Source organism: Halomonas sp. 72 (assembly GCF_052379785.1).
GTDB classification, from domain to species: domain Bacteria; phylum Pseudomonadota; class Gammaproteobacteria; order Pseudomonadales; family Halomonadaceae; genus Vreelandella; species Vreelandella citrativorans.
This window is the reverse complement of the sequence record NZ_JBQSYY010000032.1, coordinates 1-13,112: the sequence shown is the minus strand read 5'-3', so window position 1 is coordinate 13,112 and position 13,112 is coordinate 1. Positions and strand designations below refer to the sequence as shown.

Annotated in this window: 22 protein-coding genes; 19 read left to right on the top strand and 3 right to left on the bottom strand. The window is 54.9% G+C overall.

From position 1 onward, the window contains the following. The 6 genes from ACT3T6_RS17325 to ACT3T6_RS17300 all read left to right on the top strand — a co-directional run. Nucleotides 1-182 (top strand): hypothetical protein (locus ACT3T6_RS17325; protein WP_444625968.1); only part of this gene is annotated, 182 nt, incomplete at its 5' end. Nucleotides 183-222: 40 nt separating this feature from the next. Further along, entirely contained in the window at nucleotides 223-633 is a 411-nt protein-coding gene (locus ACT3T6_RS17320) for a hypothetical protein (protein ID WP_193053902.1), read from the top strand. A 14-nt stretch (nucleotides 634-647) separates the two neighbouring features. Beyond that, nucleotides 648-881 carry a hypothetical protein gene (locus tag ACT3T6_RS17315; RefSeq protein WP_226913492.1) on the top strand — a complete coding sequence of 78 codons (234 nt, stop codon included), beginning with the start codon at nucleotides 648-650 and terminating at the stop codon, nucleotides 879-881. Further along, nucleotides 878-1,150, top strand: coding sequence for a hypothetical protein (locus ACT3T6_RS17310; RefSeq protein WP_193053900.1), 273 nt, complete (start codon nucleotides 878-880; stop codon nucleotides 1,148-1,150). The genes ACT3T6_RS17315 and ACT3T6_RS17310 overlap by 4 nt, the downstream gene beginning before the upstream one ends. Before the next feature lie 211 nt (nucleotides 1,151-1,361). Next, the gene (locus tag ACT3T6_RS17305; RefSeq protein ID WP_193053899.1) at nucleotides 1,362-1,646 is read left to right on the top strand and encodes a BrnT family toxin; all 285 of its coding nucleotides are present in this window, start codon (nucleotides 1,362-1,364) and stop codon (nucleotides 1,644-1,646) included. After that, nucleotides 1,606-1,896 (top strand): BrnA antitoxin family protein, encoded by a 291-nt coding sequence (locus ACT3T6_RS17300; protein ID WP_193053898.1) that lies wholly within the window; start codon nucleotides 1,606-1,608, stop codon nucleotides 1,894-1,896. Before ACT3T6_RS17305 ends, ACT3T6_RS17300 begins: the two co-directional genes overlap by 41 nt. Nucleotides 1,897-2,199: 303 nt before the next feature. Here ACT3T6_RS17300 and ACT3T6_RS17295 read toward each other — a convergent pair whose 3' ends face one another. The 3 genes from ACT3T6_RS17295 to ACT3T6_RS17285 form a co-directional block, all read right to left on the bottom strand. Next, nucleotides 2,200-3,072, bottom strand: coding sequence for a replication initiation protein (locus tag ACT3T6_RS17295; RefSeq protein WP_226913490.1), 873 nt, complete (start codon nucleotides 3,070-3,072; stop codon nucleotides 2,200-2,202). Between the two features lie 204 nt (nucleotides 3,073-3,276). Beyond that, nucleotides 3,277-3,549: an ogr/Delta-like zinc finger family protein gene (locus ACT3T6_RS17290; protein ID WP_226913489.1), complete on the bottom strand. Its 273-nt coding sequence runs from the start codon at nucleotides 3,547-3,549 to the stop codon at nucleotides 3,277-3,279. Nucleotides 3,550-3,823: 274 nt separating this feature from the next. After that, nucleotides 3,824-4,702, bottom strand: coding sequence for an integrase domain-containing protein (locus tag ACT3T6_RS17285; RefSeq protein ID WP_193053896.1), 879 nt, complete (start codon nucleotides 4,700-4,702; stop codon nucleotides 3,824-3,826). 1,037 nt (nucleotides 4,703-5,739) lie between these two features. On the opposite strand from ACT3T6_RS17285, the gene ACT3T6_RS17280 reads away from it, so the two are divergent. The 13 genes from ACT3T6_RS17280 to ACT3T6_RS17220 all read left to right on the top strand — a co-directional run. Next, on the top strand, nucleotides 5,740-5,973 hold the full coding sequence (locus tag ACT3T6_RS17280) for a hypothetical protein (protein WP_193053895.1): 234 nt from the start codon (nucleotides 5,740-5,742) through the stop codon (nucleotides 5,971-5,973). A gap of 70 nt (nucleotides 5,974-6,043) precedes the next feature. Then, a complete protein-coding gene (locus tag ACT3T6_RS17275) occupies nucleotides 6,044-6,190 on the top strand; it encodes a hypothetical protein (protein ID WP_193053894.1) in 147 nt (48 codons plus the stop codon). After that, on the top strand, nucleotides 6,187-6,489 hold the full coding sequence (locus tag ACT3T6_RS17270) for a hypothetical protein (protein WP_193053893.1): 303 nt from the start codon (nucleotides 6,187-6,189) through the stop codon (nucleotides 6,487-6,489). The genes ACT3T6_RS17275 and ACT3T6_RS17270 overlap by 4 nt, the downstream gene beginning before the upstream one ends. Then, nucleotides 6,486-6,749, top strand: a complete 264-nt coding sequence (locus ACT3T6_RS17265) for a pyocin activator PrtN family protein (RefSeq protein ID WP_193053892.1) — start codon at nucleotides 6,486-6,488, stop codon at nucleotides 6,747-6,749. Before ACT3T6_RS17270 ends, ACT3T6_RS17265 begins: the two co-directional genes overlap by 4 nt. Next, nucleotides 6,724-6,936 (top strand): DUF4224 domain-containing protein, encoded by a 213-nt coding sequence (locus ACT3T6_RS17260; protein WP_226913487.1) that lies wholly within the window; start codon nucleotides 6,724-6,726, stop codon nucleotides 6,934-6,936. Before ACT3T6_RS17265 ends, ACT3T6_RS17260 begins: the two co-directional genes overlap by 26 nt. A gap of 186 nt (nucleotides 6,937-7,122) precedes the next feature. Next, on the top strand, nucleotides 7,123-7,383 hold the full coding sequence (locus tag ACT3T6_RS17255) for a helix-turn-helix transcriptional regulator (protein ID WP_193053890.1): 261 nt from the start codon (nucleotides 7,123-7,125) through the stop codon (nucleotides 7,381-7,383). Next, on the top strand, nucleotides 7,380-7,649 hold the full coding sequence (locus ACT3T6_RS17250; RefSeq protein WP_193053889.1) for a hypothetical protein: 270 nt from the start codon (nucleotides 7,380-7,382) through the stop codon (nucleotides 7,647-7,649). The genes ACT3T6_RS17255 and ACT3T6_RS17250 overlap by 4 nt, the downstream gene beginning before the upstream one ends. Next, nucleotides 7,642-7,851 (top strand): hypothetical protein, encoded by a 210-nt coding sequence (locus tag ACT3T6_RS17245; RefSeq protein ID WP_193053888.1) that lies wholly within the window; start codon nucleotides 7,642-7,644, stop codon nucleotides 7,849-7,851. Before ACT3T6_RS17250 ends, ACT3T6_RS17245 begins: the two co-directional genes overlap by 8 nt. A 120-nt stretch (nucleotides 7,852-7,971) precedes the next feature. Next, nucleotides 7,972-10,434 carry a replication endonuclease gene (locus tag ACT3T6_RS17240; protein ID WP_193053906.1) on the top strand — a complete coding sequence of 821 codons (2,463 nt, stop codon included), beginning with the start codon at nucleotides 7,972-7,974 and terminating at the stop codon, nucleotides 10,432-10,434. A 23-nt stretch (nucleotides 10,435-10,457) separates the two neighbouring features. Continuing rightward, nucleotides 10,458-11,156, top strand: coding sequence for a hypothetical protein (locus ACT3T6_RS17235; RefSeq protein WP_193053905.1), 699 nt, complete (start codon nucleotides 10,458-10,460; stop codon nucleotides 11,154-11,156). A gap of 35 nt (nucleotides 11,157-11,191) precedes the next feature. Then, complete coding sequence (locus ACT3T6_RS17230) at nucleotides 11,192-12,214, top strand: phage major capsid protein, P2 family (RefSeq protein ID WP_193053904.1); 1,023 nt, start codon at nucleotides 11,192-11,194, stop codon at nucleotides 12,212-12,214. A gap of 521 nt (nucleotides 12,215-12,735) precedes the next feature. Then, nucleotides 12,736-12,918 carry a hypothetical protein gene (locus ACT3T6_RS17225; RefSeq protein ID WP_139788554.1) on the top strand — a complete coding sequence of 61 codons (183 nt, stop codon included), beginning with the start codon at nucleotides 12,736-12,738 and terminating at the stop codon, nucleotides 12,916-12,918. Then, on the top strand, nucleotides 12,899-13,112 hold a 214-nt coding region (locus tag ACT3T6_RS17220), incomplete at its 3' end, for a hypothetical protein (RefSeq protein ID WP_444625967.1). The genes ACT3T6_RS17225 and ACT3T6_RS17220, both read left to right, overlap by 20 nt.

Below are 13,112 nucleotides of genomic sequence, written 5' to 3'. Positions count from 1 at the left end.
AAGCCATGAAAACGCTGGGAGAGCTATTGGATCGCGTCGAGCTGCGCCGCCAAGGCCGGGATGAATGGCCAAGTGAAGAGTGGTGGGGGCAACGCAATGCAGAGGTGGAGCGCTTGCTGGCAAATGGTAACGCTAAAGACTTGCCAAAAGTGACGAGCATTATGGAGTTTTCAGGCGACTGAGTAGCCGCGCAACAGCTAAAACGCAACAGGGCGCTTCACCATGCAACTAACCGTTTCAAAGGCAGCCAGGCTTTACGGAAAAGCTCGCTCTACTATCCATCGCGCAATCGAAACAGGCCGCTTGTCATGCAGCTTTAGCGGCGATGGGACCCGCGTTATTGACCTGTCAGAACTCATAAGAGTGTGGGGCGAACCGCCAAAGAAATTGCCTGAAATGCAACAGCGCGACGTGTTTGAAATGGCAGAAGCGCAACAGGCTGTTGCGCAAGAGCTAGCGGCCATGCGTAAAGAGCTAATGGCCCTGCGTGAAGAAGTGGCCCAGCTAAGGGCATTGCCAGCCCCGCCGCAAGAAGAAAGGGCAAGTGCCGAAGCGGAAACTGATACGCCTGATCCTCACGGGTTCAGTGCGATGATCAAGGCAATTAAAGACAGTGAAAAGGGGAGAGGCTAACGATGGTGGAAGCAATGAAAACAAGGCACCTGGCCGAAACTGCTGAGCAGTTTCGCCGCGATAACCAAGGGTGTATTGGTGGCGTAGTGCTGACATGGCAAGGCGAAGAGTATGGCTGGAAAAATGAGTTGCGTGACCCGCAAAGCGAGCGTCCCGGCGCTTATGCGATAGACGCTAAAGGCAATACCTGGAAGGCCGTGGGCGGTAACGACTATGACGGTGCGGAACGCTGGGAGCCTGAGCAATGAGCAAAATCATACACGACGCTGAGATGTTCGCCGCTGAGATAGCGGTACGGGTATACGATGAATCGGTGACCGACGCCATTGACGTAATCACCCGTGATGGCGAGCCGGAGACGCTGCTGGCCGTGGTGCGCAGCCTGATCGACTTTGATGTGTATTACAGCAATCAGAAATATTACAAGACGTATCAGCACGCCTATGCGGCTATTGGCGCAGCGATTGATAAAGCGAACCCTGAACACAGACCGCTTAACACGCACTGGGCGGAGTAACCGTAAAATTGGACATAATCAGCGTTATCTTCAGTCTAAAAATACCCGCTAAAAAGCGGGGTTTTTTTGTGGCAAAAAGCCTTAAACTCAAGATTACTCTTATTATCTTGAGTTTTTTGAGGCCACCAAATTAGGTAGTTTTGCTCTCTAAAATGCCTGTTGCTAATTTATTTTATGGGGGTACAATAATAAGGTATGAAAGGAGACACGTATGCCCCCAGGCAGTGATATCGAATACGACCTGAGAAAGCAGCAAGACACCCTGAAGAATCGCGGCCTGGACTTTAATAATGCTCCCGATGTGTTTGCCGGGAAGACGTTATCAATGGTTGATGACCGCCAGAATTATGGTGAAGAGCGGATCATAACGGTGGGCAGGCTGTCAGGAAAAGTAACCGTCATCGTCTGGACACAACGCGGAGAGAAACGCCGCATCATCTCCATGAGGTACGCCAATGAACGCGAAAGAGAACGATACGAAAGCCACCTGGATTGATCCCGATGATGCGCCCGAACTCACAGAATCATGGTTTGAGGCGGCTCACCAGTACGATGGAGATACCTTGGTCAAGCGTGGTCGTGGCCGCCCGCCCATCCCTGAGAGTGAGCGGAAGGTACCGGTAAAGATTCGCTATGATCAAGACGTTATCGAAGCGTTTAGACAAACTGGTAAGGGTTGGCAAACACGTGTTAATCAAGCATTACGCCAATACTTAAAAGAACATAACGTTAATGATCTAAGTTGAAAATAAAGTAATGGATAACGACCCGATAGTATCCCGGTTCATAATAGGTTTCTGATACTACAAACTGTTGATAATAGTAGGGGGCTCGGGGTGTAGTCCTGAGCAGGGTCAGCCTAGCAAAGAGCGAAGCGATGCCGCTTGGCGGTAGTGCACGAAGTGTCACGTAGACATACCCTGTCCGAGGTCATCATTGCTTTGGAAAAGAAGCTTTTGACCTATTGCCAACGCATAAGAACAATATTTATTGTGACCTAAATAGCGCACGTTCCAATGAATGCGCAACGCAATGCCCGCGTTAAAAAATCACCAGGAAAAAACGCCTTCCCGCTTCATTTTATGGAGGCGTTGAGCCGCCATAGAATAGCTTTCGCCCGGGCGGGCGTGCTGATCAATCACATGGCGGGGAATCCCTGCAATCAACTCGCCTTCATCCTGTTTTCTAGGCTTAGCGGCTGCTGGTATAGCAAGCAATTTGCTAGACGGCTTCGGCCCAAACTTGAACTGGATAAACGCCACGGATCGACCCAGCTTGCGTTGCCCCCAGTTCACCTGAAGGTCGCTATGCTCATTGACGTCACGCACAGCGGGTTCAATCACCCATCGCTTCAGATCCCGGATTGACTTGTACTTGCCTTCAATCTGGAACACGCGCCGTAGCCAGGCTACTTCAACTTCGCGCTCTCCTTTTGAACGCCACTGGATCAGCAATTCGTAGAGGCGCACGCCATAGCTGCTGGTCATGCCGGCAACGTTGGTCAACTTGTACTGGCTGAATTCGGCGGTTAGCTGGTTGAGGTAGGGGATAACGTCCTTGGCGAAGCGAAGATCCACAGCACCTTCATCATCACGATAGACCACGCTCTGCACCCAGTGGGTACGAAGCACCCGAGGGCGACGCCCTGAACCGTTGGGCTTCTCAATGATGCTGATCAAGCGGCCCAAGAGGCGATCGGCTGCCTGCTTAAGCGCTCGATGCTCATGGTTAGCCGCGAAACCGCCCATGTCGGCTAGAGCATTAGCGGTCACGGTATAGCGGATTTCGTCGGTGATCGGTTCATCGCGCCGAACCTGGGCAATAGCCGCCAATACCAGCTTGGTCTCTGCCACAGTGAGGCTATAGGCCGCTTCCACCAGGGCGTTAGATTTGACCACCACATCGTCATGATCCATAAGCATGCAGCTCAAAAGAGGAGAATAAAAAGGACGCCACACACAATACCGCCATTACCTCCCCATATCACCGCCATTACCTCCCCACATTGACCGCCATTACCTCCCCATATCACCGCCATTACCTCCCCAAATGGCTTTGTAAAGCATTGAATAAGCTAAGGAAATAAGGGCCGAAAAGGGGAAAAGGACAGAAAAGGAAAAAAGCCTTTAATGCTTATTTTCATTCGTTAACTCAAGCGCTTTTAGTATTGAGGGGTCGAGCGGGATGTTTTCAATATGGGGGTTTGGCGACATTGAAGGAAGTAACGTAGAGGTGATTGTTACGTCTCCGGTACAGCGAAAGCCGCAATGAACTTCGTCTGTGCAGTAAAGATAGAGCTTACGGTATGTCGGGGCTAATTGCTTAGATGTTCTGATTTTCATACCACTACCACAGTGAGGGCAGGTAAGGCGCAAGGGTCCGACTTCGCCGCAACTCATAAAGTTAGCTCCGTTCTCGTTACTGGCTTTGGTGGCTCCCCCGGCCTACCCAGGGCTTGCCATAACAGTTTGATAGCGTACCAGTAGTCACGCTGAGTGCTAGCGGCGTGAGCGTGAGCGGCGAAAAAGCGGTGTACATGGCCGCGCCCGATCTGCCGAGGGTCACAGCCACACCAACGAACGAACGCCTCTACGCGGCGTATTTGGCGCCCTCTGGCGGTTTTGCCGCCTTTGGCTGCATGAAGCCTCAAGCGGTGCCTTAAATCGCCTGGAATCATCGCATACTCCCTAGGTACGATACCGTGACGTTCACGCGGCTATGGCCCAGCTCGTGAGCAATGGTAAGCCGCGCTGCCCGATCCTCTGCTTTGCTGACTTTCCCGCCACCAAGCCGGGGTGGTTGCCCGGTTATTTCGCGGTACCGCTGCCAGGCGTAAGCCGCCCTGAGTTCGTGAACGCGGGCTATGCCGTGTTGCTGAAGCGTCTCTCTGGCATTCCGTAGCCCGCCCGCTTCCCACTGCGCCCAGGTTTGTTGCGTGGGCACCAAGCTTTTAGCCGTGCCTTGGGCCTCGCTGGCCACGCGCAACGCTTCCTGTTGCGTGTGGTTGGTCACGGGTATTTCTCGCGGCCTACCGCCTTTGGTGCCATGGGTAACGCGGATCGCTTCCCGCTGGTGAGCCTCTTTTAGCGCTGTGCGCGCATCCAAAAGTGAGGCTTCTTTGACTCGCAAACCCAGCTCACGAGCAAGCAGCAACACCGCTGCGCCGCGCTGTTGCTCTGTGTTGCCTAACGCTTCCACCGCCCGATGAAGGTCGCCGCGCTCTATGCCTTGCGGTGCCACTGAGCGCACCGCACACCGCTTATCAATGCTGCAATCCTTGGTGGGGCTCACTCGCTGCCACTGCCCTTGGGTGGCGTGCTTCATCACGCTGTTAACTGCCGACACAAGGTTTTGCGCGTAAGCAGGCGAGAGTTCCGCCTCTTTGACCCGTTCGGCGAGCGTCTGCCCCCAGGCGGTTACCGCTTGGGGAGTGATTTGCTCCAAGCGCTTCAAACCTTCCGCCTTCGCGTAGGCGGCGAATATCTGCCACCGGTCGCCCACCGTGGCAGCGGTGCCGTAGCTGGTATTGCCTTCGTGTGCTGCGTTATTCATAGCGAACGCTCCCGCCTTCGCTATATCGCGTGTTTTCAATCCGTAGTTGTTGCCCTTGGCCACGTTGCCTGCCTCTTAGCTGTTGCGTTGGTGTTGCCTCCCAGCCCCGAAAATAACGTTAAGTGATACGCGCCCATTGTGACGGCAGGCGCAGACCGTGAGAGGTGTCGTTTTGTTGACGCAGGCCGACAGGCTGCGGACTAGATCGCTTTGAGGGATGCAAAAACGACTCCTATGGGTGCTATGGCGCGGGGTTGCGCGTGCCACGTTTGTGGCTCCGGCTTAGGCGTTGGCCCAGCCCTAGCGAGGGGCTGCCCTAGAGGTTTTCGCGGACTGCCCGGCGGGTAGCCGTGGCAGTGTTTCAGCTAGCGGTGTTGCGCCGCTGTTGCGTGGTTTCGTCGGTTTTCGTCCGACGGTGGTAAGCCGTAACGCCCATGGTGGCGGGCATAGCGGCGATTTACCCCCGGCGTCTCTGTGCTGACGCAACAGAGACGCCGGGAGTGGGTGACGCAATCAAGAAGGTGTGGGCTGCGTGGTTCAGCGGGCGATACATGGCCAGGCTGAACAGATGACGTGACGTAAATGCACGCGAACACGCCGCCTTGAAGGCGTCGATTGAAAGGGCGGAGCCCTGGAGGGAATCATGCAAGCGGGGTTGCATATCTAGCGAAGCTGGGCAGGGCGCGCAGCAGGGCTAGCAGTTGAAAAGACAGTGCTCAGGAAGTGCTAAGCAAGGCCGTTTGAAATGGCTAAGCCCAACGGGTTAGACGTAGCCGATAATCGCTAGGCGATTGAAGAAATCAGGCACCGGGGCACGCTGAGAGCTAGGAGAATGCTGTTTGTTTACGTAGCCAGCTACCACGGTCGCAAAGCGACAGGAACGGTAGAAAGATACCATTTCGAAAAAAAAGAGCAAATAGGGTTGTAGGAGAGAGCTGGTTCAACTAGGATTTGCTTTTATGTAATACACGAAAGTAAACGAACGAAGGCGAGACGCGCACATGGGCAGAAAAAGTGACGTTGAGGCGCTTAAGGCTATGCATGAGTTGCTTGCGTTGAGCCAGAATGGCCCGGAAAAAAATAAAACCGTGTCGATGCGTCTCGATCCAGAGCTAAAGCAAGTTATTGATGAAGTTGTAAAGCTTCGCAGAATGCAGACAGGTGATGACGTGCGTTTTTCTGAAGTCGCCAGAGAGCTGCTTCATGCGGGTTTAGAGAGGAGCTTGAAAGAGCTAGAGGAGCAAATAGGAAAGGAGGGCGACACGCCCTAAATTAAAAAGCCCTCTGCAACGGTTGCAGCCGTTCAGAGGGCGTGACATCTATCTTTTCGAGGTACTTAAGATGCAACACCCATTATACATGGGCGCACTATCGGTGCGTCAATTTTCCCGCCTACTTCAAATTCTGGAACCCTACCGTTCTGAGCCGTTATCGGCTGTTGTGATTGCCCTTGCTGTGCGCTGCGTGCGTCAGGAGGTGCCTGCATGACCTCATTTCCCCCCCTTTCTACCCATAATCCCCCAGGCCATCCCCCCGTGTTGTTGGTCAATGGCGAAGCCTGCTATGAATCGCTTACAAGCGCCGCCGACCATCGCCTTTCCGCTGCTAGTGACCTGCTAGAAACTGTGGCGCTTTCTGCCAGCGGTCAAAGTGGCTTAAGCGGGTGCGACCTGCACAACGTCGCATGGGCTGCCCACCTGCTGACCTCTGATGCACTGGATTTGCTCCGCGTCTCGGCAACGGCCCATGAGCGCGAGCTTTCAGAAGCTAAAGGGGCCGCCTCATGAAAACCGAATTCCTACTCCTAGCTTGCTACGAAAAGCCCCTCATCCCTCTCAATGTGTTTTGCCACGATGTAATGGGGATTGCCCTGCAAACCGCCCGTAACCGGATGGCACAGGGCACATTCCCCGTGCCGCTGACATACACAGCCCGCCTACCCATGGTGCATGTGTCTGACGCGGCGGCCTATATCGATCAGCAGCGTGAAAGTGCTGAGAAGCCGTTAAAGGGTCGTCGTGGTGCATTCCTCGATTCTGTCCTGTGACGACCTGAAAGCCATAACGGGCTATCAGCGTGCGGGCGACGTTTCCCGCTGCCTGCGCGAACAGGGCGTTCATGTGTTTGAGGGGCGTCATGGCCCCTGGACAACAATCGAGCTGATCAATCAGGCGGGCGGGCTGGTGGCGGGCGATGGCGAGAAGGTGTCTCCATCGCCAGAAGACATCCTCTAGCCCAGCTTTTTTTGGCCAAACAGGCATTTTGAGCATTTAAACGCCCAAATTGGGTACTTAAACGACCACGTTAAACAGCGCAAAGCGGTAGCGTTGTTGTGCCAGTTATCCCGCACAACGGCAAAGGGTTTTAGGCCGAGCGCTTAGCAATGATGATGAAACGGGCTTTTGAGCGAGGTGGCAGTAATGGCGATTCAAACACGATTGATGGCAGAGCAAGAAGTAGAAGAGATCACGGGCATCCCGCGCGGGACGCGGGCCTATATGTCGAAAAAAGGCATATTCCCGGCTCCGGTGGTCGTGTCTTACCGCAAGACTGCTTATTTCGAAGATGAAATTAACGCCTGGTTAGAGGGGTGTCGTAAAAATCGCAGCATCAAGGCGGAAACGCCCTGGTGTCCTTCCAGATCAGCAGATGTAGAGCTGCAAAGCGAGGTGACAGCATGAACCCTAACGCCAACCAAAGTGTAGCCGTCGACTTAAGCGGTGATGCACCGATGGTGGTAAGTGCCGTCACGGCGGCTGAAATGTTCGTGGCGGCCAGAGAGGCGCTTGAAGCCAGTGGGTTTAGCACGGAAGGGCTGACCCGTAGCCGCGTAAAGCAAATGCGCCGTGAGCAGATGGCAACGCCTGTTGCTCAAGAGAGCCCGCTGGCAAACGTCAGTGACCAGGAAGCCCAGCGCGCTAGAAGCATAGGGGTCGAGTATGTCTAAGCAAGTGGTGACGCTGAACGTCGATAACGAACGGTTGACGTTTTATGCCGAGGATTGGCCAGGGGTGAAGCAAGCGGTTGAACAGGCGATGACCAGCGAGAAAAAAGGCCGCGCTCGCTTGCCGCAAAACCATACGCAGATTGAGGCGGTGGCGGTTCGCGTGCTGGATCGTTCGCGCCTTCTACCTCACGGGGTGGCGTGACTCACCGCCTAAAAACGCGAAAGCCCCGAGCGCTCAGCCAAGCGTCGGGGCTAAAACTACTTCAATACAATTCGCACTCCCAATGCTAGCAGAATTAGCACCGGGGGCAAGGAAAGCGGCATGACACACGCTAATCACATCGTCTGGGAGCAAGCGAAGCGGGTCATTGAGCAGACTCAAGATACTCCGTGGCACCGCCAGTGGCGAAAAGATAAGGCGTTTGAGCAAGCTCAAGGCACGCCATGGTGCCGCCAGTGGCGACAAGACAGGGCGTTTGCCCGATACCCATTGATTGCCAATGACTTACTGACGGGGTTTGTTGCCACAGCTGTGGCAAATGGCGGTGGCTTGAGTGGCAATGCTGCTGGCAACACTTGGCTTCGCAGGCAGTCAGCTCGCTTAGTGCTGGGAGCATTTAATGTGACCCATGACGCTCAAGCGCTAGAAGATTACGCCCAAGCTAAAGCAGAGGGCGTTTATCGGCTTGTGGCCGCTGCCTATCGAAAGCACAAGAAGGTACGCGCCGAGGCCGTAAGCAAGCGCCTTTGGGCGCGTCCATGCACTGGCGTTGCGCTATCTACGCTGCGCTTTAAGCGATCCACCCTACCTACTCGGGCAGAAGCCGATACCGCCGCTTTGGCTAAAGCGCTGCACATGGCCAAGAACCACTGTATTGACGTAGCCGCCCCCCACCTTGTGACTGAAATGACCTCCGCGCAACGCGCTGTGCTGCTTGCCAAGCTCTCAAGCGCCGCCTGGTGGCGTCGTCGTTTGCGAGTGCTGTCCAAGCGCCGCCTTGAGCAGTTTCAGCGCGAAGCTAGGCGCGTGCATAAGCGCGCCGGGATCTATGTTAGCCAGTTGGGTTTTGAGGCGTGGCAAGCCCGCCGCCGTGCTAACGATGCGATGCTGGAAGGTACGGTAGCAGTCAATCAGTTTGAGCAGGAGTACACGCTTAAAGAACTCGCTGAGGTGGGCGTGGCCAACCCCGATATCCGTCATGCGGAAGTCATGACCCGCATTAGAGACACTGAGGTGGAGGCCAGCCGTAAGCAGCATCAAGGCGTGTTTGTGACCTGGACACTGCCCAGCCGCTGGCACGCCGTGCACGCGGCCACTAGTCAAGCAAACGCCAAGTACCAAGGGGCGACTCCGCGCCAAGCACAGGCCCAAATGCAAGCGCTATGGGCGCGGGCACGCACCAAGTTAGGCCGCGATGGCATTCCCATTTACGGCCTTCGGGTGGTCGAGCCTCACCACGATGGCACCCCACATTGGCATTTGCTGTTATGGGTAGACCCTGAGCAGCTAGACGACCTTAAGCAGGTGCTTACCCATTACGCATTGTCGATTGACCCCAGCGAAGTGCGTGGAAAAGTGGAGAAGCGCATCCGCTTTGAAGACATTGATCCTAGCAGGGGAAGCGCAGCGGGCTACGTGCTCAAGTACGTCACCAAAAACATAAACAAAAGCGATCAGCACGGCGACGTTGACCAATATGGCCACGAGCTTTCCAGTGCCGCGCCGCGTATCGCGGCATGGTCCAGTACATGGGGCATTCGCCAGTTTCAGTTTATTGGCCTGCCGAGCGTAACGGTTTGGCGTGAGCTGCGCCGCCTGCGCGATGCAGGCGATAGCCCTTTTGCCGCTGCAAGCCATGCAGATTGGAAAGCTGCCACACGCCCAGAGCCAGAGGCCACTGCTTACTTGGAAAACCTACGCCGCGCGGCCAACGCGGGCGATTGGGATAAATACCTTCAGCTCACAGGTGGCGTTGGAACCAAGGCGCGTAAGCGCCCGGTTCGCCCTTGGACGATTACTCGCATGGATACCAGCCAAGGCGAAGCCGATCCACAAACTGGTGAAGCCTCTGACCTGACCAAGCGCGGCCAGTACGGCGAGAGCATTAGCGCCGTCATGGGTGTGGTGGTGACAACGGCACTCGGCGAAACGGAATTTTTAACCCGCTTCTACCGCTGGGAAGTGAAGCAAGGGGGGCAGCGTAGCGGCGAAGCCGCGCAGCCTTGGACTTGTGTAAATAACTGTACGGGGCCGGATATCACGCCACGTAAGCCGTTTGAAGAGGTGGCTATTGAGCAGCAAAAGCGCTACCAGGAATGGCGAGAAAGCCCCGAATCACGGCAAGAGATGGTCGACTTGCAGGCGTATGAAGAAGAACTACAGAAAGCCCTGAAAAACACCTTCCAAACCACATCATTCAGCGCCGATGGAGAGTATTTCCCGCCTGAGTTGGGCGATTACGAACCTGAAGGCAAACCCGCGCAGGTAGAGCAGGCGGCGGTCTTGCCAACCGAACAATCCCGGATGCTCTGGAAGACGCTAACCAGTACCAGCGAAGCCTCCCGGCGCGAAGCGCTGGGAATTGATACCCAGCAGGCGCTCCGCTTGGCTGCCATGTATTTCAAGCCGCCTCACGATGAACAAGCTCAATGGATACGGCTTATGCAGCCTAGCTTACGTGAGTCACTGGCACTTCCCAACGGAAAGGCCATTACCGATAGCGACGCGCTTTCTATGGCGGCTGCGCTCTGGGACTCCCCAACCCCACGAATGCCAATCACCTAAACCCCCAGCAGGAGAAAGACCCTATGAAACCGCAACACAAAAGCCCGAAAACCGCCTGTGAGAACGCCAAAGCGGATTACCTAGAGCGCCAAAAAGCGCTGCAAACGATGCATGAGCAGAAAACTCGCCTAGAGAAACAGCGCGCCGCGACGATCCGCACCGCCAAAGAGGTCGGGGAAGAGTGGCGAGCCAAGTTCAAGGCGAGCTATGGCCAAGTCAGTGACGCTATTCAGAAGCTGAAGGCCCAAGAGTACGGCGCACTGGAAGAAGTAACCCAGCTTGAAGAGCTGATTGAAGAGCTAGCCGCCAACATAGAGGCAGAAAAGCGGCCAATCAAACAGGCCCGCGAAAAATATGAGCGGGTGTTCTATGCCCAGCAGGAAAGCGACTCACAAGGCCAACTGGAGGTAGCAGTTCAAGACGTGCTGGCCACTGAAGAAGGGATGCGCCTAGTAGAGGCATTAGCCCATAAGAGCCAAACCGAGAATAACGCGGTGCTGTTTGATGCCGCCTTCATGGTTGGGCTGGGCTTTGATGCCCATGAGCCTACCAAGCGCGGTTTTATGGCCACGATCACCCGTGAAGATCGTGCCGCCATCGAGAAAGAAGCTCAGAAGCGCGTGAAGGAACAGCTTTACGCCTTGCTGACCGTGGCCGCGCCCAAAGTGACTGCCCCCGCGGCTATTGAAACGTTGATTCCGCGCCTCGCCTGCGAAGCCTAATCCCACCCTCTACCCATTGCCCAAGTGAGAGCAGCATGAGAAACGAAACCAGCCAAAAGTTTAGCCAGTTCCTTGAGCGCGTGGCGTCCTTGTCCGGTGTGAGCGATGCCACAAGCACTTTCACGGTAGACCCGTCCGTACAGCAAACGATGGAGAAGAAAATACAGGAAAGCTCCGCATTTCTAAGCGAGATCAACGTTCAAGGCGTTGATGAAGCGCAGGGGGAGCGGATAGGGCTAGGGGTGTCGGGGCCGATCGCCAAGCGCACCGATACCGAAAGAAACGATCGCATTACCCGCGATGTTTCCACCCTGGAAGGCGACCGCTACGAGTGCGTCAGCACGGAGTTTGATACTTATCTAAAGTGGGTAAAGCTGGATGCTTGGGCCCGCCATAAAGAGTTTCAGACGCTGATTGCCCAGGCGTTAACGCAGCAACAGGCGTTAGACCGGGTGATGATTGGCTTCAATGGCGTCACAGCAGCGGTAGAGACTGATATTCAGGCCAATAACCACTTGCAGGACGTGAATAAGGGGTGGCTTCAAAAGTACCGCGACCATGCCCCTCAGCGGGTGTTGTCAGAGGGGGCTGTGGCCGGGGTGGTGCGTGTTGGGCCGGGGGGTGATTACGCCAATATCGACGCGCTTATTTTTGATGCGGTTAACGTCATGATCGACCCATGGCACCGCGAAAACAGGCAACTCAAGGCTATCGCTGACCGTGACCTGATTGCTGATAAATACTTTGCCGCCATGAGTCAGCACGCGGGCACGCCGACTGAAGTGGTGGCCATGCAACAGGATATGCAGCGCTCAAGCGTGCGCTTCGGCGGGATCGGCGCTGTTCGCGTGCCTAACATGCAAGCCAATTCAATCTTTATCACCGTGCCTGAAATGCTGTCGATCTACTGGCAGCGCGGCAGCCGCCGGCGTTTTATCGTCAATAACCCAAAGCGCAATCGAGTAGAGGACTATCAGACTTCCAACGAAGCTTACGTAGTCGAGGACTTTGGTGCGGGCTGCGTGATTGAGAACATCGAGCTAGGGGCTTGGAGTTAGCATAGCCGGCTTATAGGAAACGTAATATCCGCCCAAGGAAGGGCTCCAAAAGAAACTAAATTTTTTTTGTTGATTACTTGCTGAATGCATTTATTGTGGGTACAATAAATGCATTACCTCGCCAAGTTATCCCGCCTGACCCTCTCAGATACCCACCCCACCACCAGAACCCACGCCGCGCACTCGTCACCCCGCCCCGCCCGCGCGCTAAATGTGGTGGTTTTTATGCACCTTCGCAATAGCGCCTCAAGCCGCGCCACTACTGGCCTCGCTGGTGGTTATAAAGCGCGTATTTTTCATGCGTTTTCATGCGCGTTTATGCACTTTTTCAGCGCAGCCAAAAACAAGCTTTTATCAAAAAGCCCTATAAATGAGAAATAGTCTCAATAAGCAGCTTGGAGCAGCTTACATTCATGGGTAAGAGAGGTAAAGAGACCTAAAGAGGCTTAAAAGTTTTGCAAAAAGAGAGGTTGTGTTCTAGTGTTACTGTAACACAGTGGCACAAAACGAGGCTTTAAAAAGTGAATGAAAAAAAGGTGCATGTTTCCTTTCGAATGCCTGAAAAATTGCGCGCCGATTTAGAGCAAATGGCCCGCAATCATCGGATGGCCACAGGCGAAGATAAAAAGCTCTCCGAGCAGCTCGTGGAAGCGGTCGAAACCTACATAAAGCACGGGGGCAAAGATGCACAGAAAACGCCTTGATGAGTTCGAAAGCGTCCTGGTTGGTCGTGAAGAGTGCCTTCGGGAGCTGAGTAACTGGGGTGAGCGGGGAACCAACGCCTTGATGGGCGCTTTGCTGTCGCGTGAGGGTGCCTGCTGGGTGCTAGCCATCAAAGACTTTGAGGTCAGCGAACAAGCATGGTTGCCAGACAAAAAGCGCTACGAGGAGCCCGGGC